This window comes from Achromobacter anxifer (assembly GCF_903652925.1).
In the GTDB taxonomy this organism is placed as follows: domain Bacteria; phylum Pseudomonadota; class Gammaproteobacteria; order Burkholderiales; family Burkholderiaceae_B; genus Achromobacter; species Achromobacter anxifer.
In genome coordinates this window covers 75,725-100,230 of record NZ_CAHLAR010000010.1, presented here as the reverse complement: position 1 = coordinate 100,230, position 24,506 = coordinate 75,725, and the positions used below count along the sequence as shown (strand labels likewise).

Below are 24,506 nucleotides of genomic sequence, written 5' to 3'. Positions count from 1 at the left end.
AAGGTGGGGGGCTTCCATTAGAATGGGGACAATCTTACCGAAACCCAATAGGGGTTCCCCTGATTCACCGCAAATGAGTCCGGGCGCGCCCCCACTCTAGCGCTGTCCAAGTGGCCCCCGTTACTCCCCCCCTCGTTTTGGTCTTCGGTCCGCTCGATCCCTCGGGCGCCGACGGCTTGCCGGCAGATGCCGTGACCTGCGCCAGCCTGGGCTGCCATGGCCTCGCGGCCGTGACCGCGCTGACCGTGCGCGATACCGCCGGCATCGAAGAAATCCATCCCGTTACACCCGACCTGCTGGACGACCAGGCGCGCTGCCTGCTCGAAGACATGCCCGTGCAGGCCATCAAGGTGGGCGGACTATACACCGCGGAAACGGCCAGCGTGGCCGCGCAGGTCGCCGCCGACTACAGCCAGGTGCCGCTGGTCCTGCACCTGGGCCAGCGCGCCCAGTTGCCGGCCGACGCCGCCGACGAGGACGAGGCCGACGACCTGCTGGCCGCCACCCTTGAGCTGGTGCTGCCGCAGACCGACCTGCTGGTCATCGAGCACCTGCGCCTGGCGCAGTGGCACGCCGATGGCGACATCGATATCGGGGACGCACCCACGCCCATGCACGCCCTGGTGGCGGCGGGCGCGGAGTGGGTCCTGGTCCTGGGCAGCCCGCAGCGGCCCGGCCACTACGCCAACATGCTGCTGGGCCCCAATGGCCAGACCGCCACCCTGCCGTGGCAGGCGCCCCCGGACCGCAACGGCGACGCTGGCGGCGTGGCCGCCACCGCCATCACGGCCATGCTGGCGCGCGGCCTGGAGATGCCCGAGGCCGTGCGCCAGGGCCTGGCCCACGCCGACGCCGCGGTCGCCGCCAGCTTCCTGCCGGGCATGGGCCGGCGCATTCCCAACCGGATTCCCCCGCAATGAAAGCCCTGCGTTTTCCCGCCGGCCTGTACGGCGTCACCCCTGAATGGGACGATACCGACCGCCTGTTGCAGGGGGTGCGCCAGGCTGCCGAAGGCGGCATGCGCTCGCTGCAACTGCGCCGCAAGAACGTGCCCGACGCCGTGCGCGCCGCGCAGGCCCGCGCGCTGGCGCCGCTGTGCCGCGAACTGGGCGTGGTCTTCCTGATCAATGACGACTGGCGCCTGGCGCTGGACGTGGGCGCCGACGGCGCGCACGTCGGCCGCGACGACGAAAGCCTGGCGCGCATCCGCGCCGAGGCCGGCCCCGACCTGATCCTGGGCGGCTCCAGCTACGACGACCTGGGCCGCGCGCGGGAACTGCTGGCCGCCGGCGCGGACTACATCGCCTTCGGCGCCATGTTCGCCTCGTCCGTCAAGCCGGACACGGTGCGCGCGCCGCTGTCCGTCCTGACCGAAGCCCGCCGCCTGACCGACGATTGCGACGCCCCGCGCCCCGCGGTCGTGGCCATCGGCGGCATCACGCCCGACAACGCGCCGCTGGTGGCGCAGGCCGGCGCCGACGCCATCGCCGTCATCACCGGACTCTTCGGAGCGCCCAGCATCCGCGCCGCCGCGGCCGCATGCGCCGCGCCCTATTCCGCCAACCCCAACCGCAAGCCTTGAACGCCATGTCCAGTAACGCTCAGCTTTTCGAACGCGCCTGCCGCAGCATCCCCGGCGGCGTCAATTCGCCCGTGCGCGCCTTCCGTTCCGTGGGCGGCACGCCGCGCTTCATCAAGCGCGCGCAGGGCCCCTACGTGTGGGACGCGGAAGACAAGCAGTACATCGATTACGTGGGCTCCTGGGGCCCCGCCATCCTCGGCCACTCGCACCCCGAAGTGGTGCGCGCGGTGCAGGACGCGGCCGTCAACGGCCTGTCGTTCGGCGCCCCCACCGAAGCGGAAATCGAGCTGGCCGAAGTGCTGATCTCGCGCCTGCCCTCGCTGGAGCAGGTGCGCCTGGTCAGCTCCGGCACGGAAGCCACCATGACGGCCATCCGCCTGGCCCGCGGCGCCACCGGCCGCGCCAAGATCGTCAAGTTCGAAGGCTGCTACCACGGCCATTCGGACAGCCTGCTGGTCAAGGCCGGCTCGGGCCTGCTGACCTTCGGCAACCCCAGCTCGGCCGGCGTGCCGCCGGAATTCGTCTCGCACACGCTGACCCTGGAATACAACAACCTGGATGCCGTGCGCGAAGCCTTCGCCAAGCACGGCGCCGACATCGCCTGCATCATCGTCGAACCGGTGGCCGGCAACATGAACCTGATCAAGCCGGCGCCGGGCTTCCTGGAAGGCCTGCGCGAGGTCTGCACGCAGCACGGCGCGCTGCTGATCTTCGACGAAGTGATGACCGGCTTCCGCGTCGGCCCGCAAGGCGTGCAGGGCCTGACCGGCGTCAAGCCCGACATCACCACGCTGGCCAAGGTGATCGGCGGCGGCATGCCGGTGGGCGCCTTCGGCGGCAGCGCCGAAATCATGAAGCACATTGCTCCGCTGGGCGGCGTCTACCAGGCCGGCACGCTGTCGGGCAACCCGGTGGCCGTGGCCGCGGGCCTGGCCACGATGCGCCTGATCGCTGCTCCCAGCTTCTATGACAAGCTGTCGGCCCAGACCGCCAAGCTGGCGCAGGGCCTGCAGGAACGCGCCCGCGCCGCCGGCCTGGCATTCTCGGCCGACTCGGTGGGCGGCATGTTCGGCATCTACTTCAGCGACAAGGTGCCGACCTCGTTCGCCGAAGTCTCGGCCTGCGACACCGCGGCGTTCAATCGCTTCTTCCATGCCATGCTGGACCACGGCGTGCACTTCGCGCCGTCCGCCTTCGAAGCGGGCTTCGTCTCGGCCACGCACGACGACGCGGTGATCAAGTCCACCCTGGACATCGCCGAAAAGGTCTTCGCGTCGCTGTAACGACGCCGGGGAGCCGGCCCGCGGCCGCTCCCCTCAGGGCGCCTTGTAGTGTTCGTACAAGGCCGTCACATCCCGCACGTAGGCCTGGGTTTCCGCATAGGGCGGCACGGCGTCGTACTTGCGCACCGCCCCTTCCCCCGCGTTGTAGGCCGCCAGCGCCAGGTCCAGCCTGCCCGGATACTGGTCGAGCAGGCGGCGCAGATGGCGCGACCCCGCGTTCACATTGGTCGCCGGGTCCACCAGCGCACTCTCGACATCGGTCACCGACAGCAGCGGCGCGGCGGTGGCCGGCATCAGCTGCATCAATCCCAGCGCGCCCTTGGGCGAACGCGCATCGCTGCGGAATCCCGATTCGATCGCGATCACCGCGGTCAGCAAGGCCTGGTCCACGCCCGATTCCCGCGCCGCCCGCGCGATCAGCCCGTCATGCGCGGTGGGCGCCTTGAGCTCTTCCCAGCGCTGGGCGCGCGAAACCGAGACGAATGACATCAGGCGCGCGCCATCGCCGGACTGGGGCTCGCATTCCAGGCAGATCTTGACCGGGTTGGCGCGCCAGACCGTCCTGGCCTGCGCCCGTTTGTAATACTTGGCATAGCCCGTGGGCACCTTCATCGAACGCCAGACCCCATAGGGATCCTTGTAGCGGTAGATGTCCGCCGCCTGGGCCGGGCCGGCGGGCGCCAGCGCCAGAGCGCCCGACACGATGGCCGCCAGCGCCGCCATGCCTCCAGCGCGCGCCAGGAGGGCGCGCAGGGCCGGCAAGACGGGTCGGGGGTGGCGGTGCATGGAACGGGGCTCCGGCGGCGTCCAAGGACGCATTGGCGAGTGCCTATGCTGCGACGGCGCCGCCGTTTTGTCGCTAGTGCCGACGTCCTAGTCCTCGCCAGCCGGGCGCCGTCCCAGGGCGACACAGGGACGGAACTAGGGCATGCGGCGGAATTTGCCGACCTACTTTCCAGTAGCCTGCAACCCCTGAGCTAGAATATGACTTAATATTTCGTATGATTACTAAATAATTTCACCTGGCGCATGACGCCAAGGCCGGAGAGGCAAGATGGACGAAGAAAACACGCTCCAGCTGATGCTGGACGCCACGAGCAACGTCCTGACGGCGGTCTACACGCCGCCGGCGCGTCCCGCCGCGGCGGATGCCGCCATGGCGGCGGCAGGCGGCTCGGACGGCTCGACCTCCTTCGATGCCGACGCCAGCACCGCCGTCGCCGATGATGAGACCGAGCCGCGCACCCCTGTCAGCCTGCCCAGCTGGGACACCCTGGCCGCCGCCGCCGCCGCCCAAGGCTGGGGCGCCGAGGCGCTGGACAGCAAGGCCGTCCTGACCTTCATCGACCTGTGCCGCCATGCCACCGAACCCGTGCAGGCCCCCGTCGGCCAGGTCATCGACGGCTCGCTCGAACTGGAGCTGGACGCCGAGCACATGTCCGTCCTGCTGACGCTGCATCCACCCCAGGGCGGCAAGCCGGTGACGCTGGAAGGCGTGCGCCAGGTGCTGGCCGAACGCGGCATCGTCCACGGCATCCTGGAACAGGAACTGACCGACACCGTCACGCAGGGCCGCCGCGAAACCGTGCAGATCGCCCGCGGCACGCCGCCCACCCGCGGCACCCCGACACGCTTCGAAAGCCTGCTCGACCGCCTGAAGCCGCGCGGCCAGGACATCGACGAACTGGCCCAGGTGGACTACCGCGACCTCGGCAGCCTGCTGCTGGTAACGCCGGGCATGCCGCTGATGCGCCGCAGGCCGCCCCTGCCGGGCGTGGACGGCACCACCGTGCTGGGCGCGCCCATCCTGCCCGAGGAACTGCCCGACACCCCGTTCGCCAGCGAACTGTCCGGCGCCGCGGTCGACCCCGAAGACCCGCTGCTGTTGCGCGCCACCATCGGCGGCACGCCCACCCTGGTCAGCCATGGCGTGCAGGTGAACCCCATCGTGGAAGTGGACGCCGTCAACCTGTCCACCGGCAACATCCACTTCGAAGGCTCGCTGTTGGTGCGCGGCGACATCGCCGCCACCATGGAAGTCCACGTGACCGGCGACGTGATGGTCAACGGCACCATGGAAGCGGCGCTGGTCGAGGCCGGCGGCAGCGTGACGGTCAAGGGCGGCATCATCGGCCTGGCCGAGGCCCTGCAGGACGCCGCGGCCGCCGCGCGCACCGCCCGCGTGGTCTGCGGCGGCGCGCTGCGCGCCAAGTTCATCGAGAACGCCGTCATCAGCGCCGGCAAGGACGTGGACGTGGAACGCGAAATCCGCCAGAGCAGCATCGCGGCCGGCGGCAGCGTCAACGTCGGCCCCCCGAACACCCAGCAAAGCGCCATCACGGGCGGCCAGACCCGCGCCATGCAGGCCGTGCGCGCCGGCACCCTGGGCTCGCCCTCCGGCATCCCGACCCTGGTCCAGGCCGGCCTGGACCCGCACGCCGACATCAAGCGCGCGGCGCTGGCGCGCAAGCGCCAGAAGATGAACGAGGAAAAGGCCAAGCTGGAGCAGCTGCTGATGTTCCTGCAGGCCAATCCGAAACGCGCCCCCGGCGACGTGGCCGAACGCGCGCGCAACACCCACGTCAAGCTCAGCCAGGACCTGCTGGCGCAGGACGCGGAGGAGGCCCAGCTGGTGCGCGACCTGCAGCCGCTGGCCAGCGCCACCATCCAGGCGGCGCGCCGCTTCTGCGGCGGCGTGACGATTCAGGTGGGCAACAAGATGCAGGAATTCCTGGAAGACCAGATCGGCGGCAAGGCCGCCGTCGAGGCCGGGCAGATCGTCATCCGCTGACGCCGCCCGCTGGCGCCGCTCAGGGCGCCAGTTCCTTGAACCAGGCGCGCGGCGAAATGCCGCGGTCCGGCCCCAGGATGGAAAAACCGCCGTCCACGGGAATGTCCACCCCGGTCATCCACGACGCCGCGTCGGAACAGGCGAAACACACGGCCGCGGCGATCTCCTCGCCCGAGCCGACCCGCCCCAGCGGATGGAAATGCGCCCCCACCGCGTCCGCCGCCGGGCGCGAGCCGCCCGACAACTGCTCCACCGACGGCGACCAGGTCCATGCCGGCGACACCGCCAGCACGCGCACGCCGGCCGGCGCCAGCTCCACCGCGAAGTTCTTGGTGATCTGCAGCAGCGCCGCCTTGGACGCCGGGTACAGCGCCCGCCCGGCCGCGCCGAACTTGCCGCCCGTGCTGCCCATGTTCACCACCACGCCGCCGCGCGGCAAGAGCGGCGCGGCCAGTTGCGTAAAGATGGCGGCCGACACCAGATTGGTGTCCAGCGTGCTGTGCCATTCCTCGCGCGACGAAGCCAGGCCGCGGTCCGCGTACTGGCAGGCATTGTTGACCAGGATGTCGAGCCGTCCGAAACGCGCCACGGCGGCGTCGATGCAGCGCTGGATCTGGCTGTCCTGCCCGATGTCGGTTTCGCAATACAGCGCCCGGCCGTCCAGCTCCCGTTCCAGGGCGCGGCCGGCCTCGGCATTGCGTCCGACCAGCACCACGTTGGCGCCGGCCGCGGCCAGTCCGCGCGCGATGTCCGCGCCCAGCCCCTGGGTGCTGCCGGTGACGATGGCGGTCTTGCCGGCCACGCCGGGAAAGCCTGTGAAATCCATGATGAATCCTTGATCAATGAGCCGTGGCGGCCCAGCGCACAGCTTCCGCCACAGGTCCGGTTTGCGCAATCAGGCGCATGCTGGCCAGCGAGGCGTCATGCACCGCCTGGTCGGCGGAAGCGCAGGCGTCCTGCGCCACCATGACCTCGAAGCCGATGTCGGCGGCGTGACGCACGGTGCCTTCCACCACCGAATGCGTGGCGACCCCGGCCACCACCAGCCGGCGCGCGCCCAGCAGCCGCAGCGTTTCTTCCAGCGGCGTGCCGTAGAAGGCGCTGATGCGGGTGTGCTTCACCACGAACTCGCGCGCGCTGTCCTGCAAGGGCTGCAGCCCTTCATAGAAGTCGCTGCCCCACTGCCCCTCCGGCACGGCGCCAATGGCGGCGACGTTGCGGAAGATGGGGCAGTTGGCCATCAGGTCGGCGTAGTCCGGGCGGAAGGCGATTCGCACGTGCACGATGGGCAGGCCGTGGGCCCGCGCCCCGGCCAGCAGGGCCGCGGCGTTGTCCAGCAGGCGTTGGCGCGCGCCGCTGTCCGCATCCAGGCCCACGCGGATCTTGCCCTCGGGGTGCAGCACGTCGTTCTGGAAGTGCAGCGCCAGCACGGCGGCGTCGGTCATGGTCACACGAACACCTCGAACACGTCGTGGACGTCGTCGCAATTGACCAGGTCCACGCGCTTCATGCGGATGCGCCAGCTGTCGCCCTCGGCGGCCAGCTTGTGGGTGTAGCGGCCGGCCAGCTGGCGCGGCTGGCGCTTGCGCCATTCCGTCATCTGGAAGGTGGAATGCACCACCAGATTGCCGCCGGCGTCCACACCCTCGATCTCCACCGCGCCCACCAGCCGCGCGCTGCGCGTGGGCGGCTGCTGCGACCAGTTGCGCGGATGCTCCAGCCGGCGGATGCGCACGTCGCGCAGCATGCGGTCTTCCCAGAACAGCGAGATATGGTCGTAGGGGCTTTGCTGGCCCGGCACCCGCGGCATCCAGTACATGCCGTCAGCCGTCCACAACGCCTGCCATTCCGCATAGCGGCGCTCGTCCAGCAGGCGCGCCTCGCGGTACAGGAACTGCGCGATGCGATGGTAGGCGTCGGCCGGCACGTCGGCCGGCGACAGGCCAGCGGTGCTCACGTCGAAATCAAGGTCTAGCAGCATGAGCTGTCTCCGGCGGCGGCTTGCGTCGCGACGGCGCCGGCCTCCATATAGGTTTTCCAGGCGCTGAACTGGTTGCGCATGGGCAGCTCGCTGGTGCCGTTGACCGACACCAGGCCTTCCGCGTCGCTGCGGTCGCTGCCGTGGTAGCGGTGCATGCTGACCCATTCGCCGCCCTGCGTGGCGTTGCCTTCCTGGCAGCGGTTGTAGAGTTCGATGTCGTCCGGCATGACGTTGGACGAAGGCGAGTTAATGACGTTGGCGTACAGCATCGCGCGCTTGAACACGCCGTCCGGCGCGCCCTTGCAGCGGAAGGTCTGGATCTCGATCATGGTGCGGTCCACGGCGATGGGGCGGATCACGCGGAACTGCTGGAACACCGTGTGGGGCGAACCGCTGCCGTAGATCACCGTGTTGTGCCGGTTCATGCCCAGGATCTCGCGGGCGCGGGTCTCGCCATAGGCGGCGGTCAGGGTTTCGAAATGCGCGCGCGACACCGGATCGCGCTCGGCCGCGCCCGGATTGAAGATGCCTTCCATGTAGCCGTGGCCGTTGGGGTAGGCGCGCAGCTCCAGCTTTTCCCAGAATTCGTAGGGTTCGCCGTTGCCGTCCATGATGTGCAGCTCCAGCGGCATCTCGCCCATTTCCTTGGCCTCGTCGCGCGCGGCGGCATACGACGATTCGTGCGTGACGCGGGCATGCATGGTGTCGTGCAGGTTCTCGTAGAACACCTTCCAGTTCGAGCGCTGCATGACGCGGAAGATGCCGCCAGCCACTTCCACCTCGCCCACCGGCGAACGGTCGCAAAGGTTGTCGATGGACGAGCGCACCCCGCCCAGGAAGTCCTCCAGCGCCGGTCCTTCCTTGGACTGGCTGGCAAACACGAAGCCGCGATAGCTCTCCACGCGCGCCAGGCGGCGCATCGAGAACGAGGGGTCCGTGGGGTCGTAGGAGGTGCCTTCCAGGCCCTGCTTCAAGGGCACGCCCAGATGGCTGCCGTCCAGCTTGAAGGTCCAGGCATGGTAGGGGCAGCGGAAGAACTTGCCGACGCAGCCTTCGCCGTCTGCCACCACCTTGGCGCCCTTGTGCGGGCAGCGGTTGTACAGCACGTGCACGCGGCCGTCGCTGGCGCGCACCATCAGCACGTCCTGGTCGCCCACGCGCGTGGTGTGGTAGTCGCCCGTCTTGGGCACCTGGCTTTCATGGCCCACGTAGATCCAGGCGCGGCCGTAGATCCGCTGCATCTCCAGGTCGAAGATGGCGGGGTCGGTATAGACGCCGCGATGCACGCTGTCGCCGCGCACCATCGCGGCCAATTGTTCTTCGGTGTATGACATGTCCGGCTCCTACTTGTTCTCGCTTTCTTTCCAGCGCGCCATCAGCGTGTTCGACGGCAGGGTCTCGTCCAGCAGCTTGGCCGCGGTCTCGCGGCCCGCCACCGGCAGGCCCTTGGGATCCAGCAGGCCCACCTGCACCAGCACGCTGGCCTGGTCCCAATAGATGTGCTCGTGATAGAGCTTGTCGCCGCGGAACTTGACGATGGCGATCAGCGGGATCTCGACGTACTTGCCCGTGGGCTTCACGCCAGGCAGCAGCCAGTCGATCTCGGTGGTGTGCGTGAAGCAGAACAGCAGTTCGTCCACGATCTGCGTGGCGCCCACCGTGCGCGACAGCGGCACCAGGCGCGTGTCCGGCGGATTGCTGTTGACGAAATGGTGCTGGTAGAAGCGGCTCAGCTCCTTGTAGCCCACGCCCCCGGTCATGGTGGGGATGTGGTTCACGTAGGGCTCGGCCACCATGGTGGCCATCGTCGCCGCCACGTCGCGCGTGCCGAATTCGTATTCGCAGTGCTTGTCCCACAGATACGAATAATCGAACTCCGGGCCGATGGCGCGCTGCAGGGCGGCCATGCTGCGCTGGTGCGCCATCAGCGCGGACGGCTTGTCGTAGTGCTCGCCGCCGGTGCGCGCGAAGGCGTGGTCCATGCCCGGGTAGACGTAGATCTGCACGCCGGGCTTGTTGCCCAGCGCCTCCTGGATGCGCTGGCGCGCCTCCGGCGGACAGAAGCGGTCCTGCTCGGCGATGTGCAGCACCAGGCGGCCGCGCATGCCCGCCGCCTCTTCCAGGCTGTTCTCGATGCCCACGCCGTAGTAGCCGATGGCCACGTCCACATCGGTGCGGCAGGCGGCCAGGTAGGCCAGCTTGCCGCCCAGGCAATAGCCCAGCGCGCCGACGCCGCCCTGCTGTTCGGGCAGCGCGCGCAGCGCCGCGACCGTGGCGACGATGTCCTTCATGCCCAGCTCCACGTCGAACTTCTGGTAGAGCTCGAAGGCGCGCGGCATGTCGGCCGGACCGTCGGTCAGCTGGATGCCCGGCTGCTGGCGCCAGAACAGGTCGGGCACCAGCACCACATAGCCTTCCTCGGCCAGCAGCTGCGCCGCGCGGCGCATGAAGTCGTTCACGCCGAAGATTTCCTGGCACAGCACCAGGCCCGGGCCGTGGCCGGACGCCGGCACGGCCAGGTAGGCGCCGAAGGACTTGCCGTCATGCGAGGCCACCGTCACTTCGCGCGTCGTGATGTTCTGGGTCATATGTATCTCCTTGTTGCGGTTGTCCGCCCTACTTCATCTGGCAGGCTGCGGCGAAGGGGTCCTGGTACTGGGTCAGCACCGTGCCCGACAGCTTATTGGACAGCTTGCCCCCCGCGCCAGCCTCGACCACGCGCAGGTAATAGTTCTGTATCGGATACTGGTTGCGGTTGAACTTGAAATCACCGCGCACCGACTGGAAATCTGCGCGCCGCAAGGCCGGGCGCAGCGCGTCCGCCTCCAGCTTGCCGCCGGTCTGGCGCACCGCGCTGTCCAGCAGCATCGCCGCGTCATAGCCCTGCGAGGCATACAGCGTCGGGTTGCGGTTGTAGGTCTTCTTGAACTCCTCGACGAACTTGCGGTTGGCCGGGTTGTCCAGCTCCAGCGCCCATTGCGAGGTATTGCGCATGCCTTCGATGGGCGCGCCCACCGCCGCGATCGTGTCCTCGTCGCCCGAGAAGCCCGGCGCCAGCAGCGCGATTTCCTTGGACAGGCCGGCGCCGTTGAACTGCTTGATGAAGTTCACGCCCATGCCGCCCGGCAGGAAGAAGAACACCGCGTCCGGCTTGCTGGCGCGCAGCCGCGTGATCTCCACGCCATAGTCCAGCTGCCCCAACTGGGTATAGATCTCTTCCGACAGCCCGCCCTTGTACAGGCGCTTGAAGCCATTGAGCGACTCCCGTCCACCGGGATAGTCGGGCGCGATCAGCGCCACGCTCTTGTAGCCCTGGTCGGTGGCGTACTTGCCCATCGCGGCCGGGATGTCCTCGTTCTGCCACGCGACCGCGAAGAAATTCGGATTACAGCCCGCGCCCGCATAGTTCTCCGGACCGGTATTGGTGCTCAGGTAGATGGTGCCCGACTGCAGGATGGCCGGCATCACCGGCAGCAGCACGTTCGAGAACACGATGCCCGTCATCACGTTCACGCGGTCGCGCTTCAACAGCCGCTCCACCGCCTGCCGGCCGGTGTCCGCCTTCTGCTGGTCGTCCGCCACCACCACTTCCGCCGGCAACCCGCCAAGCTTGCCGCCCGTATGCTGCAGCGCCAGATTGAAGCCGTCGCGGATCTCGTTGCCCAGCGCCGCGCCCGGCCCCGACAGGGTGGTCAGCAGGCCGACCTTGACCTTGTCCGCGGCCACGGCGCCCGCCGCCGCCGTCATGCACACCAGCGCAGCCAGCGCGCGCCGGCTCCATAGATTTCGATTCATGAGCCACCCCGTTATCCCCGCCCGGCCGCGCCGGCGGAAAGCTGACAGAACCCGTCTGCCGTCGGTTTACGCATGCTGCCGAACAACGCCGCCAGCTTACGCGCCGCGGCGGCGCCCTCCAACACGCGCGAAGGGCCTGCAAGCGAGATTAGGCCGCCCCGGGCAGGCGCTCTATCCGGATTCCGTCAGCCTTATCCGGGATTCACTTAATTCCAAGTGCTTGACGTTTAAATTACCCTCGGCAGTGACACGGGAGGGTTCCCGTCCCGGAGGCATCCATGCAAGGCTGGTCCCGACTCACGCTTGCGCCCCTGTTCAAGCGGCGCGTCTTCAGCTCCACCCAGCAGGACGAAACGCGCACCCGCGTGTCCGAAGCCCTGAAAGAGCACCGCCTCACCTGGAAAGGCGGCCGCGTCGACGCCGAACTGAACCGGGGCCGCTTCGGCTCGCTCACGGTCTGTACCTTGCGCTACGGCGCCGAAGTCCACATCGAACCCGACCGCCTGCAGGACTTCATGCTGGTGCAGGTACCCCTCAGCGGCCGCGCCTGCATCGAATGCGGCAACGACCGCGTCGACGCCGACCCCGATTGCGCCGCCGTCATCGCCCCCAACCGCCCCCTGCGGCTGCACTGGGAAGCCGGCTGCGAACAACTGCTGCTCAAGATCCCCCGCGGCAAACTCGAAGCCATAGGCCAGCGCGCCTTCGGCGCCGCCGCCACCCGCCCGCTGGACTTCAGCCCCGCCCTGCGCCTGGACAACCCCGTCGGCGCCGTCTGGCGCAGCATGGTCGAAAGCCTGATCCACCTGCTGCCCACCCTGGACGACGGCGCCCCGCGCCCCCCGGCGGCCTGGCTGGAACACCTGGAAGACACCCTGGTGCTGCACCTGCTCTACAACCAGCCCAACAGCTGGCAAACGCACGCCGGCATCGCCCCCGCCGTCCCGCGCCGCCTGAACGCCGCCGAAGCCTACATGCGCGACCACCTCGCCGCCCCCCTGACCCTGGCCGACATCGCCCGCCACGCCGGCGCCAGCGCCAGCGCGCTGACGCGCCTGTTCCAGGAACACCGCAACACCACGCCAATGAACGCGCTGCGCGCGCTACGCCTGGACGAAGCCAGGAGCCGGCTGCGGACGCAAGCAACCGCCAGCGTCACGGAAGTGGCGCTAGGCGTGGGATTCGGACATTTGGGACGATTCTCGGAGTACTACCGGGAACGCTTCGGCGAATTGCCGCGCGAGACGCGGCGGGGAATGGAGTAAGGCGGAAGGCGAGATTTGCGGGACAGCGCGCAGCGTCATCACATGACGCCAGACACAGCGTAAGCCCCAAAAGGCCGCCCGCGCGGCCGACCTGGGGCGGGCCCCGCAAGACCTTCCGATCATCCACCAACTGTTGGCGAGAACGCCAAGCACACCGACCGCCCCAGCTGACTCCAAGTTTCAAACAATGGAGCCCGGTGTGGTGGGGCCCTGGGAGAGGCGGGGAGTCGATAAGCCCGAGGGAATCCGAAGGAGTCGCCGCAGGCGAGGACGAGGATGACGATGGGGAAGTCCGGAGCGAAGGCTCCGGACCGCAATCGTTGACCCGCATCTCCCAGGGCCCCACTACACCGGGCGCGCTAAGAACCACCAAACAGAGCAGCCAAGAAGCCTACGGCCTACCCCGCAGCCACTCCTCCAAATCCCCAGCAGGCAACGGCGGAGAAAACAAAAACCCCTGCCCCGCCGCACACCCCTGCTCGATCAAGAAGCGCCGCTGCTCCTCGTTCTCAACCCCCTCAGCCACCACAGGCAGACTCAGGCTCTCACCGATACGAATCACAGCGCTAGTCAACGCCCGCGCCGCATCATCGCTCTCCAGTCCCTGCACAAAACTGCGATCCAGCTTCAGCTCGTCCACGATAAGACGCCGCAAGTGCCCCAGGCTGGAATAACCCGTCCCGAAGTCGTCCATCGACAACCGCACGCCCAGCCGGTGCAGCTCCGCAATGGTCCGCAAGGTGCCCGCGGTCGCGTCCAGCACCACGCCCTCGGTGATCTCCAGCATCAGATCCGCCGCCGCCAGCCCAAATTCGGCCAACGTCGTCTCGATCATCCGCGGCAGGTTCAGATTGTGGAAGTTGGTAGCCGACAGGTTCACCGACACCGACGGCACCTGCAGTCCCTTGGCGCGCCAGACCGCCAGCTGCGAGCAGGCTTCGCGCACGGCCCAGTCGCCCAGGTCGCCGATCAACCCGCACTCCTCGGCCAGCGGCACGAAGCGCGCCGGCGAAATATCGCCTAGGGCCGGATGACGCCAGCGCGCCAACGCCTCCACCCCGTACAGATGGCCGTCTTCCAGGCCCACCTGAGGCTGGTAGTGCAGCCGCAGCGCCTTGTCCTCCAGCGCGTCGCGCAAGGCCGCTTCCAGCGCCAGCCGCTCCTGCGCCTGCCGGTTCATTTCGGCGCTGAAGAAGGAAATGCGGTTGCGTCCCGCCGTCTTGGCCTGGTACATCGCCATGTCGGCATGGCGCAGCAGCGTGTCCATGTCGCGCCCGTTTTCCGGGAACACGCTGATGCCGATGCTGACCGAAGGGTTCAGGGTGATGCCGCCCACCGAGAAAGGCTGAGCCAAGGCCACCAGCACGTGCTCGGCCGCCGCGGTCAGGCGGCCGTGCTCGAAGTCCGGCATCAGCATCACGAACTCGTCGCCCGACAGCCGGCCCACGATGTCGCTCGCGCGCGCCAGGCGGCGCAGACGCTGCGCCACGTCGCGCAGCAAGGCGTCGCCGATGGGATGGCCCAGCGTATCGTTGACCTGCTTGAAGCGGTCCAGGTCCAGGAACAGCACCGCCACGCGCTTGCGCTCGGGTTCCGCGCGCGCGATGGCCTGCTCGGCCTGGGCCAGCAGCAGGTTGCGGTTGGGTAGCCCGGTCAGCTCGTCGTAGAACGCCAGCTGGCGGATGCGGGCCCGCGCCTCTTCGCGTTCCAGCGCCAGGGCGCACAGGTACACGCACACGTCCACCAGCCGGTGGTGGAAATCATCGGGCAGGCGCCGCTCGCGGAAATAGAAGGCGAAAGTGCCTATCACCCGGCCGTCGCTGGATTTGATCGGTGACGACCAGCAGGCCTTTATGTCCTCGGGCAGCGGCAGATGGCGGTAATCGTCCCATAGCGGATCGGTGGAGATGTCCGGCACGATCACGGGCCGGCCCAGGAAGGCCGAGGTGCCGCAAGCGCCAACCTGCGGTCCGATGGCCACGCCGTCCAGGGCTTCGCCATAGGCCTGCGGCAGGCTGGGCGCGGCCAAGGGCCGCAACAGACCCGCGTCATCAACGCGCAAGACGCTGGCGGCCACCTCGGGCGCCAGGCGCTCGACCTCGCGGCACACCATGTTCATGACCTCGACCACCGAGGCCTCGTTGACCATGGCCTGCAACACGCGGCGCTGCAGGACTTCGTGCACCTTGGTGGGCGTGATGTCCGTCAGCACGTCGACGATGTTGACCAGCGCGCCGCGCTCGTCGAACACGGAGTTCGCCATCACCGACACCCACAGCGGCCGGCCCGCGCGGTCATAGACCAGCACGTCCTTGTGATAGCCCTCGCGGCAGGCGATGCGGCGGCCCAGTTCTTCGTGCGTGCCGCCGTCCGCCCTGCCCCCGGCCAGCAGTTCGCCCAGCTCCTGGTTGACCGCGTCGGCGCGGGAAAAGCCCAGCATGCGCTGGAAGCCGTCGTTGACGAAGACGATGCGGCCGTCGCGGCCCGACACCGCCACGGCGTTGCCGGTTTCGTTGATGCCCAGCAGCAGCAGGCGGATTTCCTCCTGGCGGTCGGCATCCGCGATGGACTTGCGCGAAATGATGGAAATGCGGACGACCTCGCCGCTTTCATCGGCGATCGGCATGTAGGTGGCTTCGATCCAGACGAAGCCGCCGTCGCGCTTGCGGTAGCGGCAGGTGCCGGTGAAGTGCTTCCCGCCCAGCAGCCTGGCCCATACCTGTTCGCCGCCGACGATGCCCTTGCCTTCGTCCATGCTGTCGCACAGCATGTCGTGGCGCAGGTCCAGAGCCTCTTCGCGGGCATAGCCCATCAGGGCCAGGAAGTTGGCGTTGGCATTCAACAGGGAGCCTGCCGGGTCGAAATCGAACAGCAGCAGCGCCCGATCCATGGCAGCCAGGTAGGTGCCCGAATGCCATGCGGCGCCTTGTGGGCGCTCGCCGGTAACGCCTGGATAAGAATCAAGCATATGGGGCTCCATGCCGGATAACAGCTGATCCGGTTTCATTCAGCGCTTCGGAAACCCGAGTTCGACGCGGTCGCGTCCGTCCTGCTTGGCCAGGTACAAGGCCTGGTCCGCGCGGCTGAGCGTTTCAGAGAAGGTCTCTCCCAACTGGTGGTATGCCATGCCTACGCTGACCGTCAATCTCAATACGTTGTCACCCACCGCGATCGCCAAGGCGCGCACCGCGCCGACCAGCCTGTCCATGACACGCTGGGCGTCCTCGGGTTGCGTGCTGGGCAACAGCACCAGGAATTCCTCGCCGCCCCAGCGGCCGCACAGATCGTATTCGCGCAGATTCTGGCCCAGCGCGCCGGCCAGCTCGACCAGCGCGCGGTCGCCCGTTTCATGGCCGTAGCGGTCGTTGACCGACTTGAAGTGATCCACGTCCAGCATCGCCACGACAAAAGGCAAGCCGCCGCGGGAAACGCGCAGGACCTCCTGCTTGACCATTTCCATCAGGGCGCGCCGATTCAGCAGGCCCGTCAGGGGATCGCGGTTGGAGGTTTCCAGCAGCGCCGAATTCAGGTCCCGCATCATGCTCTGATAGTGGTCAGAGATGCGCGCGATGCGCGTCAGACGCCGCAGCTGCCGGTCGAACCGGTCGCACAGGCCCAGCTCGCGCTCGTGCGCCATGCTCTGGTAGGCGTCCGACAGTTGGGTCACGCGCTCGATGCGCGCCATCTGCTCGGCCGTATGCCGCCAGAGCGCTTCCAGCGCTTCGTGCAACGGATGGCCTTGATAGGCCGGGTCCGCCAGCAATTCGGCGATGCGCTTGTCCAGCTGGGCGGCGTCGGGTTTCATTGGCGGCCGACGACGGAGAACGGAAAGGTGCAGTCTTCCTTGAACTCCTCGGCCAGTTCGCCGACACGCTCATTGCGCATGTCGTAGAACCAGGTGACGCTGACTTCGCGCCCCTTGCCGTGAGCCGCCTCCAGCACATCGAAGATGTCCATGACGGACTTGATGCTGCTGGTGTTCAGGTACAGCAGTTCCAGTTCCAGCTTGAGGGGCGCGGCGCCGCCCAGCAGGTAGGCCTCGACCCATTCGATGACCGGGCCGAAAAGTTCGAAGGAATTCTCGGGATAGGAGTCGCCGCGCATCGCCAGCACGCCGGCGGCGGAGTCGGCGGTGATGGCGGGCGTGGACTGGGTCCCGGGAATATTCAAATCGTTCATCAATTGCTCCAGATATATTTCTTGGACAGGCGCGCCTTCAGACCACGACGCTCAGGCTGAAGAACGCCTGTCCCGGCGCCGCGGCGGGCGTCAGGCTGGCTTCCAGCGGGGCGCCGGCCCGGCGGGCGATGTCGATCAGCCCCAGGCCCGCACCCGAGGCGACGCCCTGGGCGCGCGGCTTGTGCAGCTGCGCCTTGTACTCGGCCTTCAACGCCGCCTTGTCCAGCGTCGCCAGTTCCTTGATGCGAGCCACCAGCGACTCGCCGTCCTCGGACTTGACCAGATTGCCCGCGGACACCACGTAGCGGCTTTCGTCGCGGCGGCCGATCACCACGGTGGCCGAGGCGTCCACGTCGTCGTGCAGGGCGGCGTACTGGCGGATGTTCTGGATCATCTCGATATAGACCGAGAACACGTCCATGGCCTCGGCCGGCCGCACGTGCTCGGCGTTCAGGTAGTTCTTGAGCGCGTTGCCGATTTCCTCGATCAGGCTGCGGGATATCGGTCCGTTGAAGCACAACAGGGTGCGATTCTGGTTGAACCGTTCGCCCAACGCGTAGAGATCGGAGGCATTCATGGGGGTAACCGCCCTGATAACGTTTATTCGAAACGGAACGACAGCAGGGTGATGTCATCACGCTGCGGCTGTCCGCCTTGGTACTCGGCCAACGCCTGGGTAAAAGCTGCGGCCTGTTCGGTTAACGGCCGGCGCGCGTGCGTCTTGAGCATGTCCGCGAACCGCGTATTGCCGAAGCCGAAGCCGTGCTCGCCTCCCGCCTGGTCCAGGAACCCGTCCGTGACCAGGTAATAGGTCCAGCCCGGCTCCATCGCCAGCTCGATGTTTTCGTAGGTCTCGGTGCGCTTGTCCCCCAGCGCCCGCTTGCCGCCCGGCACCTCGCGCAGGGCATCACCGTTGCTCGCGTACAGGCTGATCTTGGCGCCCGCATAGCGCAGCCGGCCGGCCTGGCGGTCAATATAAACCAGGGCCGCATCGGTATTCGTGGCCAGCGCGCGCGGCAATTGCGCATCCGCAAGCATGGCGCGGATGGCGCCGTCGGTGCGGGTCAGGATGGCGGCGGGATCGGCCGGCCCGGCCTCGGAAATCGCCAGGTCGATGGCGGCGCGGGCCAGCATGGTCATCAGCGCGCCCGGCACGCCATGGCCTGCGCAGTCCATGATGCCCAGCAGGCAATTCGCGCCGTCGGAACGGAACACGTAAAAGTCGCCGCCCACCACGTCGCGCGGCTTCCACAGCACGAAATGATGCGCGCCTAGCGACTGGGTCAGCTGGCGGTCCGGCAGGATGGCGCGCTGGATCAGGCTGGCGTAGTCGATGGAATCGTCGATCTTCTTGTGCGCCGCGGCCATGGCGCGGTTGGCGTCTTCGAGTTCGGAGGTGCGCTCGCGCACCTTGGTCTCCAGTTCGGCAGTGTGCTGGCGCACCTTGTCGGCCATGACGCCGAAGGCGCGGCTGAGGTCGCCGATCTCGTCTTGGCCGCCGGGCGGCAGGCGCACGTCGTAGCTGCCGTCGGCAATCGCCCGCGCCGACTGCTGCAGGCGGCGCAAGGGGCGCAGCATCAGGCGCTCGATCGCGTATCCGAAGCACAGCAGCATGGCCGCGAACAGCACCACCAGGCCGATGGCGGCCGGCCAGAGCCAGTCCGTGTCCAGCACCCGGGCCGCGCCCAGGTCCACCACGGTCAGCACGTGCCAGTGCAGTTCCGGCATGTAAGCCACGGAAACCAGCTGGCGGATGCCGTCCATCTTGACCCAGGCGGATTGCACCGACTGCGGGTCGGCCCGCGCCGCCTTCATGGCGGCGGCCAGCTCGTCGCGCCCCACGCCGCCGTCCAGCAGGTTGAACACCAGGCTGCGGCTGGCGCCCGCGCCCGCCGCGCCCGAGTTGTAGGCGATGAGCGAGGCGTCCATGTGCGCCTGGATGGCCCCTTCCTCGTCGACGATGATGGGGGTGACTCCCGGCTGGCCGCTGTTGACGAAGTCGCGCAGGAAACCGCCCACGTCCAGGCCGGCGCCGGTCAGGCCGATGACGCGGTCGCCATCGCGCACCTGGACGTTGATCCAGACCTTGGTGGTCTGGAGCTTCAGGTCCGGGTTGACGTTGATGTTGTACTTGGCCGGCGACGCCAGCGTCAGGTAGAACCAGGCGTCGTCGGCCGCGCTCTTGCTCAGCGTGTAGCGCGGCGCTTCGGACAGGGGCTGGTCGTCGTTGAAGTAATAGTTGCCGGTGGCGGCGCTGGCGATGAAGTAGGCTCGTCCCAGCAGATCGCGGCGGTAGCCGTCGGCTTCGCGGAAGAACAGCTCGCGGGCGGCCGGATCGCTTTCGTGGCGCAGCCAGCGGCGCGTGACTTCGCTATCGGCCAGCCGCTGGGACAAGGCCAGTTCGCGGGACACCGGCGCCAGGATGCGCTGGCGGTTCAGTTGCGTGAAATTGTCGGAGAAAGCCCGCCCGAAGTGCTCCCGCACCCCGTCCAGCACCTGCCAGCCGATCAGGGCCGCCGGCGCCAGGGCGACCAGGCACGCCAGCAGCAGCGCCATCAACGATTTTCTGCGCAAACCCCATTTCGCCATGCAAAGTCTTCCTTACTGCTTGATAAGACGTAACGTGCGTAAAAAGGGGACGCGTGAGCAGGCTCCGGTTGTGTGACAACTTGTTGCCGCGCGCTTGCCCCGCTTGTTCAGCCCTGAGCCTGTTTACGGGCGTACCCACGCGGCACGTCCGGCGCGACAAGTGTAGAGAACAGCGGTTCCAATTGAAACAGGAGCAAACGCTTGTAAGACGTCAGGGCGTCTTAAGTTGCACTACTGCAATATAAATGTCGATTTATTGCTTTTTATATCATCGCTGGCGGCAGTTGCCGCCAGCCATTGCAGCTTTCTCGCTACACGCCCAGGTAGCGTTCCCACAGGCCGCGGTCCGCGTCCAGGGCCTGGGAGTCGCCCGTCCACACCACCTTGCCGCGCTCCAGGATCACGTGGCGGTCGGCCAGGCTCAGCAAGCGCTCGACGTACTTGTCGATGACCAGGATGGTCTGCCCGGCCTGGCGCAGGCGCGCCAGGCAATTCCAGATTTCCTCGCGGATCTTCGGCGCCAGGCCTTCGGTGGCCTCGTCCAGGATCAGCAAGCGGGGATTGGTGACCAGCGCGCGGCCGATGGCCAGCATCTGCTGCTCGCCGCCCGAGAGTTGGTTGCCCATGTTGCGGGCGCGCTCATGCAGGCGGGGGAAGAGTTCGAACACGCGCTCGGGCGTCCAGGGTTCGCCGATGTCCGGGTTGCGGGCGCCGACGAAAGCCGTCAGGTGTTCGCGCACCGTCAGGTTGGGAAAACACTGGCGCCCTTCCGGCACGATGGCCATGCCGATCCGGGCGATGCGGTCCGGGCTCCAGCCGCTGATGTCCTGGCCCGCGAACTGGATCTTGCCGCCGCGCAGGGGCAACTGGCCGAACAGGGTGCGCAGCAGCGTGGTCTTGCCCATGCCGTTGCGGCCCAGCAGGGTCACGACCTGGCCCGCGCCGATCTGCAGGTCCACGCCGAACAGCACCTGGCTGGCGCCGTAGCCGCTCTTGGCGGATTCGATGGTCAGCATCACGCGGTCTCCTCGTCGCCCAGATAGGCCTGCCGCACTTCCGGGTTGGCGCGGATTTCGTCGGGGGTGCCGGTCGCGATGACGCGGCCGTACACCAGCACCGACAGGCGGTCGGCCAGGCGGAACACCGCCTGCATGTCGTGTTCGACCAGCAGCATGGCGGCGCGGCCGCGCATGGATTCGATCAATTCGGTCAGGCGCACGGTTTCGTCGGGGCCCATGCCCGCCATCGGCTCGTCCAGCAGCAGCACGTCGGGCCTTGCGGCCAGCGCCAGCGCAAACTCCACCTTGCGCTGTTCGCCGTGCGGCAGGGTTCCCGCCGGACGCTCCAGCAGGCTGGCGTCGATGGCGCATTCCCGCGCCAGTTCGCGCGCCTGTTCATACAGCGCCGACTCGGCCGCGCGCGGCTTCCAGAAGCGGAAGCTGCTGCCCGCGTGCGCCTGCACCGCCAGTACCAGGTTGTCCAGCACCGTGGACTGCTTGAAGATGTTGGTGATCTGGTAGGACCGCGACAGGCCGGCGGAAACGCGCTGGTGGGCGTTCATGCCAGTGACGTCGCGCCCGCCCACCTTCAGCGTGCCCGAATCGGCCGTGAGCGTGCCGGACAGCAGGTGGATCAGAGTGGATTTACCCGCGCCGTTGGGACCGATCAGGGCGTGGATCTCGCCCGGGTTCAAGGACAGCGACACGTTGTCGGTGGCGACCAGCGCGCCGAAGCGGCGCACCAGTCCGGATGCCTGCAGGGCCGGCGTAACGGTAGCGTTCATGATCCCACCTTGCCGGATTGGGGTGCGGCGGCGCGGCCGCTGAACAGGGGGCCGAACAGCCCGACCAGGCCGCGCGGCGCGCCGAACACCACGCACAACAGCAGCACGCCCAGGGGCAGGTGCCAATATTCGGTCCACAGGCGCAGCACTTCCTCCAGGGTCAGCATGACCACGGCGCCCGCCACGCCGCCATAGCGCAGGCCGATGCCGCCCACCAGCACCATGATCAGCAGGTTGGCCGACTGGGTCCAGTGCATCAGGCTGGGCGAGATGAAGAGGTTGTGGTTGGCCAGCAGCGCGCCGGCCAATCCGGCCACGGCGCCGCTCAGCGTGAAGGCCATGAGCTTGACGCGGTACACCGGGTAGCCCATGGATTCCATGCGCGACTCGTTCTCGCGTATGCCTTGCAGCGCGGTGCCGAAGCGCGAAGCCACCACGCGTCCGAACACCCACATGATCAGCGCGAACAGCGCCAGCACCAGGTAATAGAAGCTGACGTCATTGGCCAGGTCGAGGCCCGGCAGGCTGGAATAGCCCGGCAGGTTCAAGCCGTCCTCGCCGCCGTACTGGCGCAGCGAAATGAAGATGTAGAACAGCATCTGCGCGAACGCCAGCGTGATCATGATGAAGTACACGCCGCGCGTGCGCAGCGAAATCGCCCCCGTGATGCAGGCCAGCAGCCCCGCCAGCAGCATGGCCACCGGCCACGAGACCAGCGCGGACGTGACGCCCGACATGGCCAGGATGCCGACCGCATAGGCGCCCGCGCCGAAGAAGGCCGCGTGCCCCAGCGCCACCATGCCGCCGTAACCCAGGATCAGGTTCAGGCTGGTCGCCGCCAGCGCGTAGATCAGCACGCGCCGCACGAAGGAAATGTAGAAGTCCAGGCCCAGCGCCGGCGCCACCAACGGGAAGACCGCCAGCGCGGCCAGCAGGACCACGGTCCAGATCGTGGATTTCATGCTCAACCCCGCGCCGGAAACAGGCCGGAGGGCCGGAACACCAGCACTGCCGCCATCAATACATAGATGGCGATGGCGGCCAGCGTCGGTCCGACGCTGGAAGCCACCGCCGGGGAAAAGACCTGGCGCAGCAGCATGGGCAGGAAGGCCCGCCCGGCGGTGTCGACCATGCCCACCAGCAGCGCGCCGACGAAGGCGCCGCGGATCGAGCCGATGCCGCCGATGACGATGCATACCAGCACCAGGATCAGGATTTCCTCGCCCATGCCCACCTGCACCGAGGTGATCGGGCCGAGCAAGGCGCCGGCCACCGCGGCCAGCATGGCGCCCAGCACGAACACGCCCAGGAACAGCAGCGGCACGCGCACGCCCATCAGCGTGGCCATCTGGCGGTTGGACGCGCCCGCCCGCACCAGCACGCCCGCGCGGGTGCGCGTCACGAACCAGTACAGGCCCGCGGCGGCGGCCACGCCGAACACGATGATCATCAGGCGGTAGGCGGGATAGAGCAGATCGGGCAGCAGCCGGACCGGGCCGGACAGCGCGGCCGGCATGTTCAGCATGACCGGGGCAGGCCCCCAGATCATCTTGACCAGATCGTTGGCGATAAGAATGACGGCGTAGGTGCCCAGCACCTGGGCCAGGTGGTCGCGCAGCGCCAGGCGGCGGATCAGCGTCAGTTCCAGCACCACGCCGACGATGCCGGTGGCGACGGCCGCCACCAGGACGGCGGCGGTGAATGAACCTGTGCGCTGCATGGTTTCGGCGGCGACATAGGCGCCGGCCATGTAGAGCGAGCCGTGAGCCAGATTCATGATGTCCATGATGCCGAACACCAGGGTCAGCCCGGCCGCGATCAGAAACAACATCAACCCAAACTGCAGACCGTTCAGCAATTGCTCGACGATCAGCGTAAACGTCATGAAAACTTCCCCCTGCCGCGAAGTGCCGATGGCCTGGCTCGCGGCTTAATCACTAAAGCCATCTGTTTGCGCATCGCGCTGGCGCACCCAGCGCCGCACGTGCAGAGGTGCACCCGATCCAGATGCCGCGGATCCGGCTCCGCCGGTCCGCAGGCATGCCCCCTTGAGGGGGAAGCGCGCAGCGCTTCGGGGGTGGTCTACAACTTGCACTCGCCGACGTACACGTCCTGGTACTTGTCGAACACCTTGCCCACCAGCTTGTTGGTGATGCGACCGCTGCCGTCCTTGTCGACGACGCGCAGGTAATAGGACTGGATGGGGTAGTGGTTCTTGCCGTAGGTGAAGCTGCCGCGCACCGAGGGGTAGTCGGCTTTTTCCAGCGCGCGCACGATGGCTTCGCGGTCGGAGGCCTTGCCGCCGGCCTGCTTGACGGCGGCGTCCATGGCCATGATCACGTCGTAGGCCTGGGCGGCATACACCGAGGGATAGCGGCCGTTGTATTCCTTGCGGAAGGCTTCGACGAAGGTCTTGTTCTGCGGCACGTCCAGGTCATGCGCCCACTGCGCCGTGTTGTACATGCCCAGCATGGGTTCGCCCACGGCCTGGATCACATCCTCGTCGGCGGAGAAGCCCGGGCCGATCAGCTTGACGCTTTGCGCCAGGCCGGTCGAGACGAACTGCTTGACGAAGTTGATGCCCATGCCGCCCGGCAGGAAGATATAGACGGCGTCAGGCTTGGCGGCGCGGATCTGCGCCAGCTCGGCGGCGTAGTCGATCTGGCCGAGCTTGGTGTAGACCTCGTCGCCCGGAGCGGTCTTGTAGCCGCGCTTGAAGCCGTTGAGAGCATCCTTGCCGGCCGGATAGTCCGGGGCCATGATGAACATCTTCTTGAAGCCGCGGTCCGCCGCGACCTTGCCGGCCGCTTCATGGAAGGCGTCGTTCTGGTAGGACGTGCCGAACCAGTACGGATTGCACTGCGCGCCGGCGAACTGGCTGGGGCCGGGGTTGTTCGACAGGTACGGCACCTTGGCCGCGAACAGCGCGGGGCCCACGGCCAGCGCCACGTTCGAGCCGATGGGGCCGGTGAAGAAATCGACCTTGTCGCGCTGGATGTAGCGCGTGACCAGCTGGCGGGCCTGGTCGGGGTTGCCGCCCATGTCGGTCTGCACGAATTCGGCGGGCTGTCCGCCCAGCTTGCTGCCCAGCTGCTTGATGGCCAGGTTGAAACCGTCGCGGGCTTCGGCGCCCAGGGCGGAGAACGGGCCGGAGATGTCGTTGGCGATGCCGACCTTGATCGTGTCGGCGCTGGCCAGGGCCGGCACCAGGGCGGCGGCAGCCAGAAGGGAAGTGATCAAACGCATGGTGGTGTGCTC

The 24,506-nt window shown here is 67.8% G+C and carries 22 protein-coding genes; 5 read left to right on the top strand and 17 right to left on the bottom strand.

What is annotated here, in order from left to right; all coding sequences use genetic code 11:
• Positions 1-110: 110 nt before the first annotated feature.
• From HWY37_RS26405 to hemL, 3 genes are read left to right on the top strand one after another with little or no spacing between them, the layout of a single operon-like run.
• The gene (locus HWY37_RS26405; RefSeq protein ID WP_175209376.1) at positions 111-920 is read left to right on the top strand and encodes a hydroxymethylpyrimidine/phosphomethylpyrimidine kinase; all 810 of its coding nucleotides are present in this window, start codon (positions 111-113) and stop codon (positions 918-920) included.
• Positions 917-1,582 carry a thiamine phosphate synthase gene (gene thiE / locus HWY37_RS26400; RefSeq protein ID WP_176090219.1) on the top strand — a complete coding sequence of 222 codons (666 nt, stop codon included), beginning with the start codon at positions 917-919 and terminating at the stop codon, positions 1,580-1,582. Before HWY37_RS26405 ends, thiE begins: the two co-directional genes overlap by 4 nt.
• Before the next feature lie 5 nt (positions 1,583-1,587).
• Complete coding sequence (hemL, locus tag HWY37_RS26395; RefSeq protein WP_175209378.1) at positions 1,588-2,865, top strand: glutamate-1-semialdehyde 2,1-aminomutase; 1,278 nt, start codon at positions 1,588-1,590, stop codon at positions 2,863-2,865.
• A 33-nt stretch (positions 2,866-2,898) separates the two neighbouring features.
• On the opposite strand, the gene HWY37_RS26390 is transcribed toward hemL, so the two are convergent.
• A complete protein-coding gene (locus HWY37_RS26390; RefSeq protein WP_175209379.1) occupies positions 2,899-3,651 on the bottom strand; it encodes a lytic transglycosylase domain-containing protein in 753 nt (250 codons plus the stop codon).
• Between the two features lie 268 nt (positions 3,652-3,919).
• Here HWY37_RS26390 and HWY37_RS26385 point away from each other — a divergent pair, with 268 nt between their 5' ends.
• Positions 3,920-5,656 carry a flagellar assembly protein A gene (locus HWY37_RS26385; protein WP_176090218.1) on the top strand — a complete coding sequence of 579 codons (1,737 nt, stop codon included), beginning with the start codon at positions 3,920-3,922 and terminating at the stop codon, positions 5,654-5,656.
• Between the two features lie 19 nt (positions 5,657-5,675).
• On the opposite strand, the gene HWY37_RS26380 is transcribed toward HWY37_RS26385, so the two are convergent.
• The 6 genes from HWY37_RS26380 to HWY37_RS26355 are packed head-to-tail and all read right to left on the bottom strand — an operon-like array spanning position 5,676 to position 11,432.
• A complete protein-coding gene (locus HWY37_RS26380) occupies positions 5,676-6,482 on the bottom strand; it encodes an SDR family oxidoreductase (RefSeq protein WP_175209381.1) in 807 nt (268 codons plus the stop codon).
• Between the two features lie 13 nt (positions 6,483-6,495).
• A complete protein-coding gene (locus HWY37_RS26375) occupies positions 6,496-7,101 on the bottom strand; it encodes a cysteine hydrolase family protein (RefSeq protein WP_175209417.1) in 606 nt (201 codons plus the stop codon).
• 2 nt (positions 7,102-7,103) lie between these two features.
• Complete coding sequence (locus HWY37_RS26370; protein ID WP_176090217.1) at positions 7,104-7,637, bottom strand: aromatic-ring-hydroxylating dioxygenase subunit beta; 534 nt, start codon at positions 7,635-7,637, stop codon at positions 7,104-7,106.
• Positions 7,628-8,971 (bottom strand): aromatic ring-hydroxylating dioxygenase subunit alpha, encoded by a 1,344-nt coding sequence (locus HWY37_RS26365; protein ID WP_176090216.1) that lies wholly within the window; start codon positions 8,969-8,971, stop codon positions 7,628-7,630. Before HWY37_RS26365 ends, HWY37_RS26370 begins: the two co-directional genes overlap by 10 nt.
• A 9-nt stretch (positions 8,972-8,980) precedes the next feature.
• Positions 8,981-10,225: a dienelactone hydrolase family protein gene (locus HWY37_RS26360; protein WP_176090215.1), complete on the bottom strand. Its 1,245-nt coding sequence runs from the start codon at positions 10,223-10,225 to the stop codon at positions 8,981-8,983.
• Between the two features lie 28 nt (positions 10,226-10,253).
• On the bottom strand, positions 10,254-11,432 hold the full coding sequence (locus HWY37_RS26355; RefSeq protein WP_176090214.1) for an ABC transporter substrate-binding protein: 1,179 nt from the start codon (positions 11,430-11,432) through the stop codon (positions 10,254-10,256).
• 278 nt (positions 11,433-11,710) lie between these two features.
• Between HWY37_RS26355 and HWY37_RS26350 the strand changes: the two genes are divergently transcribed.
• Positions 11,711-12,697: an AraC family transcriptional regulator gene (locus HWY37_RS26350; protein ID WP_175209386.1), complete on the top strand. Its 987-nt coding sequence runs from the start codon at positions 11,711-11,713 to the stop codon at positions 12,695-12,697.
• Between the two features lie 391 nt (positions 12,698-13,088).
• Here HWY37_RS26350 and HWY37_RS26345 read toward each other — a convergent pair whose 3' ends face one another.
• From HWY37_RS26345 to HWY37_RS26300, 10 genes are all read right to left on the bottom strand, one after another.
• Positions 13,089-15,665 carry a sensor domain-containing protein gene (locus HWY37_RS26345; protein ID WP_246302408.1) on the bottom strand — a complete coding sequence of 859 codons (2,577 nt, stop codon included), beginning with the start codon at positions 15,663-15,665 and terminating at the stop codon, positions 13,089-13,091.
• Between the two features lie 39 nt (positions 15,666-15,704).
• Complete coding sequence (gene siaD, locus HWY37_RS26340; RefSeq protein ID WP_176090212.1) at positions 15,705-16,502, bottom strand: biofilm regulation diguanylate cyclase SiaD; 798 nt, start codon at positions 16,500-16,502, stop codon at positions 15,705-15,707.
• Complete coding sequence (siaC, locus tag HWY37_RS26335) at positions 16,499-16,876, bottom strand: biofilm regulation phosphoprotein SiaC (RefSeq protein WP_175209389.1); 378 nt, start codon at positions 16,874-16,876, stop codon at positions 16,499-16,501. The genes siaD and siaC overlap by 4 nt, the downstream gene beginning before the upstream one ends.
• A 37-nt stretch (positions 16,877-16,913) precedes the next feature.
• The gene (gene siaB / locus HWY37_RS26330) at positions 16,914-17,453 is read right to left on the bottom strand and encodes a biofilm regulation protein kinase SiaB (protein WP_175209390.1); all 540 of its coding nucleotides are present in this window, start codon (positions 17,451-17,453) and stop codon (positions 16,914-16,916) included.
• Positions 17,454-17,476: 23 nt separating this feature from the next.
• Positions 17,477-19,465, bottom strand: coding sequence for a biofilm regulation protein phosphatase SiaA (gene siaA / locus HWY37_RS26325; protein ID WP_217481323.1), 1,989 nt, complete (start codon positions 19,463-19,465; stop codon positions 17,477-17,479).
• 311 nt (positions 19,466-19,776) lie between these two features.
• On the bottom strand, positions 19,777-20,481 hold the full coding sequence (locus HWY37_RS26320) for an ABC transporter ATP-binding protein (protein ID WP_175209391.1): 705 nt from the start codon (positions 20,479-20,481) through the stop codon (positions 19,777-19,779).
• Positions 20,481-21,248, bottom strand: a complete 768-nt coding sequence (locus HWY37_RS26315) for an ABC transporter ATP-binding protein (RefSeq protein ID WP_175209392.1) — start codon at positions 21,246-21,248, stop codon at positions 20,481-20,483. The genes HWY37_RS26320 and HWY37_RS26315 overlap by 1 nt, the downstream gene beginning before the upstream one ends.
• Positions 21,245-22,210 (bottom strand): branched-chain amino acid ABC transporter permease, encoded by a 966-nt coding sequence (locus tag HWY37_RS26310; RefSeq protein WP_175209393.1) that lies wholly within the window; start codon positions 22,208-22,210, stop codon positions 21,245-21,247. The genes HWY37_RS26315 and HWY37_RS26310 overlap by 4 nt, the downstream gene beginning before the upstream one ends.
• 2 nt (positions 22,211-22,212) lie before the next feature.
• A complete protein-coding gene (locus tag HWY37_RS26305) occupies positions 22,213-23,133 on the bottom strand; it encodes a branched-chain amino acid ABC transporter permease (protein ID WP_013391329.1) in 921 nt (306 codons plus the stop codon).
• Positions 23,134-23,330: 197 nt separating this feature from the next.
• The gene (locus tag HWY37_RS26300) at positions 23,331-24,494 is read right to left on the bottom strand and encodes an ABC transporter substrate-binding protein (protein ID WP_175209394.1); all 1,164 of its coding nucleotides are present in this window, start codon (positions 24,492-24,494) and stop codon (positions 23,331-23,333) included.
• Positions 24,495-24,506: the final 12 nt, after the last annotated feature.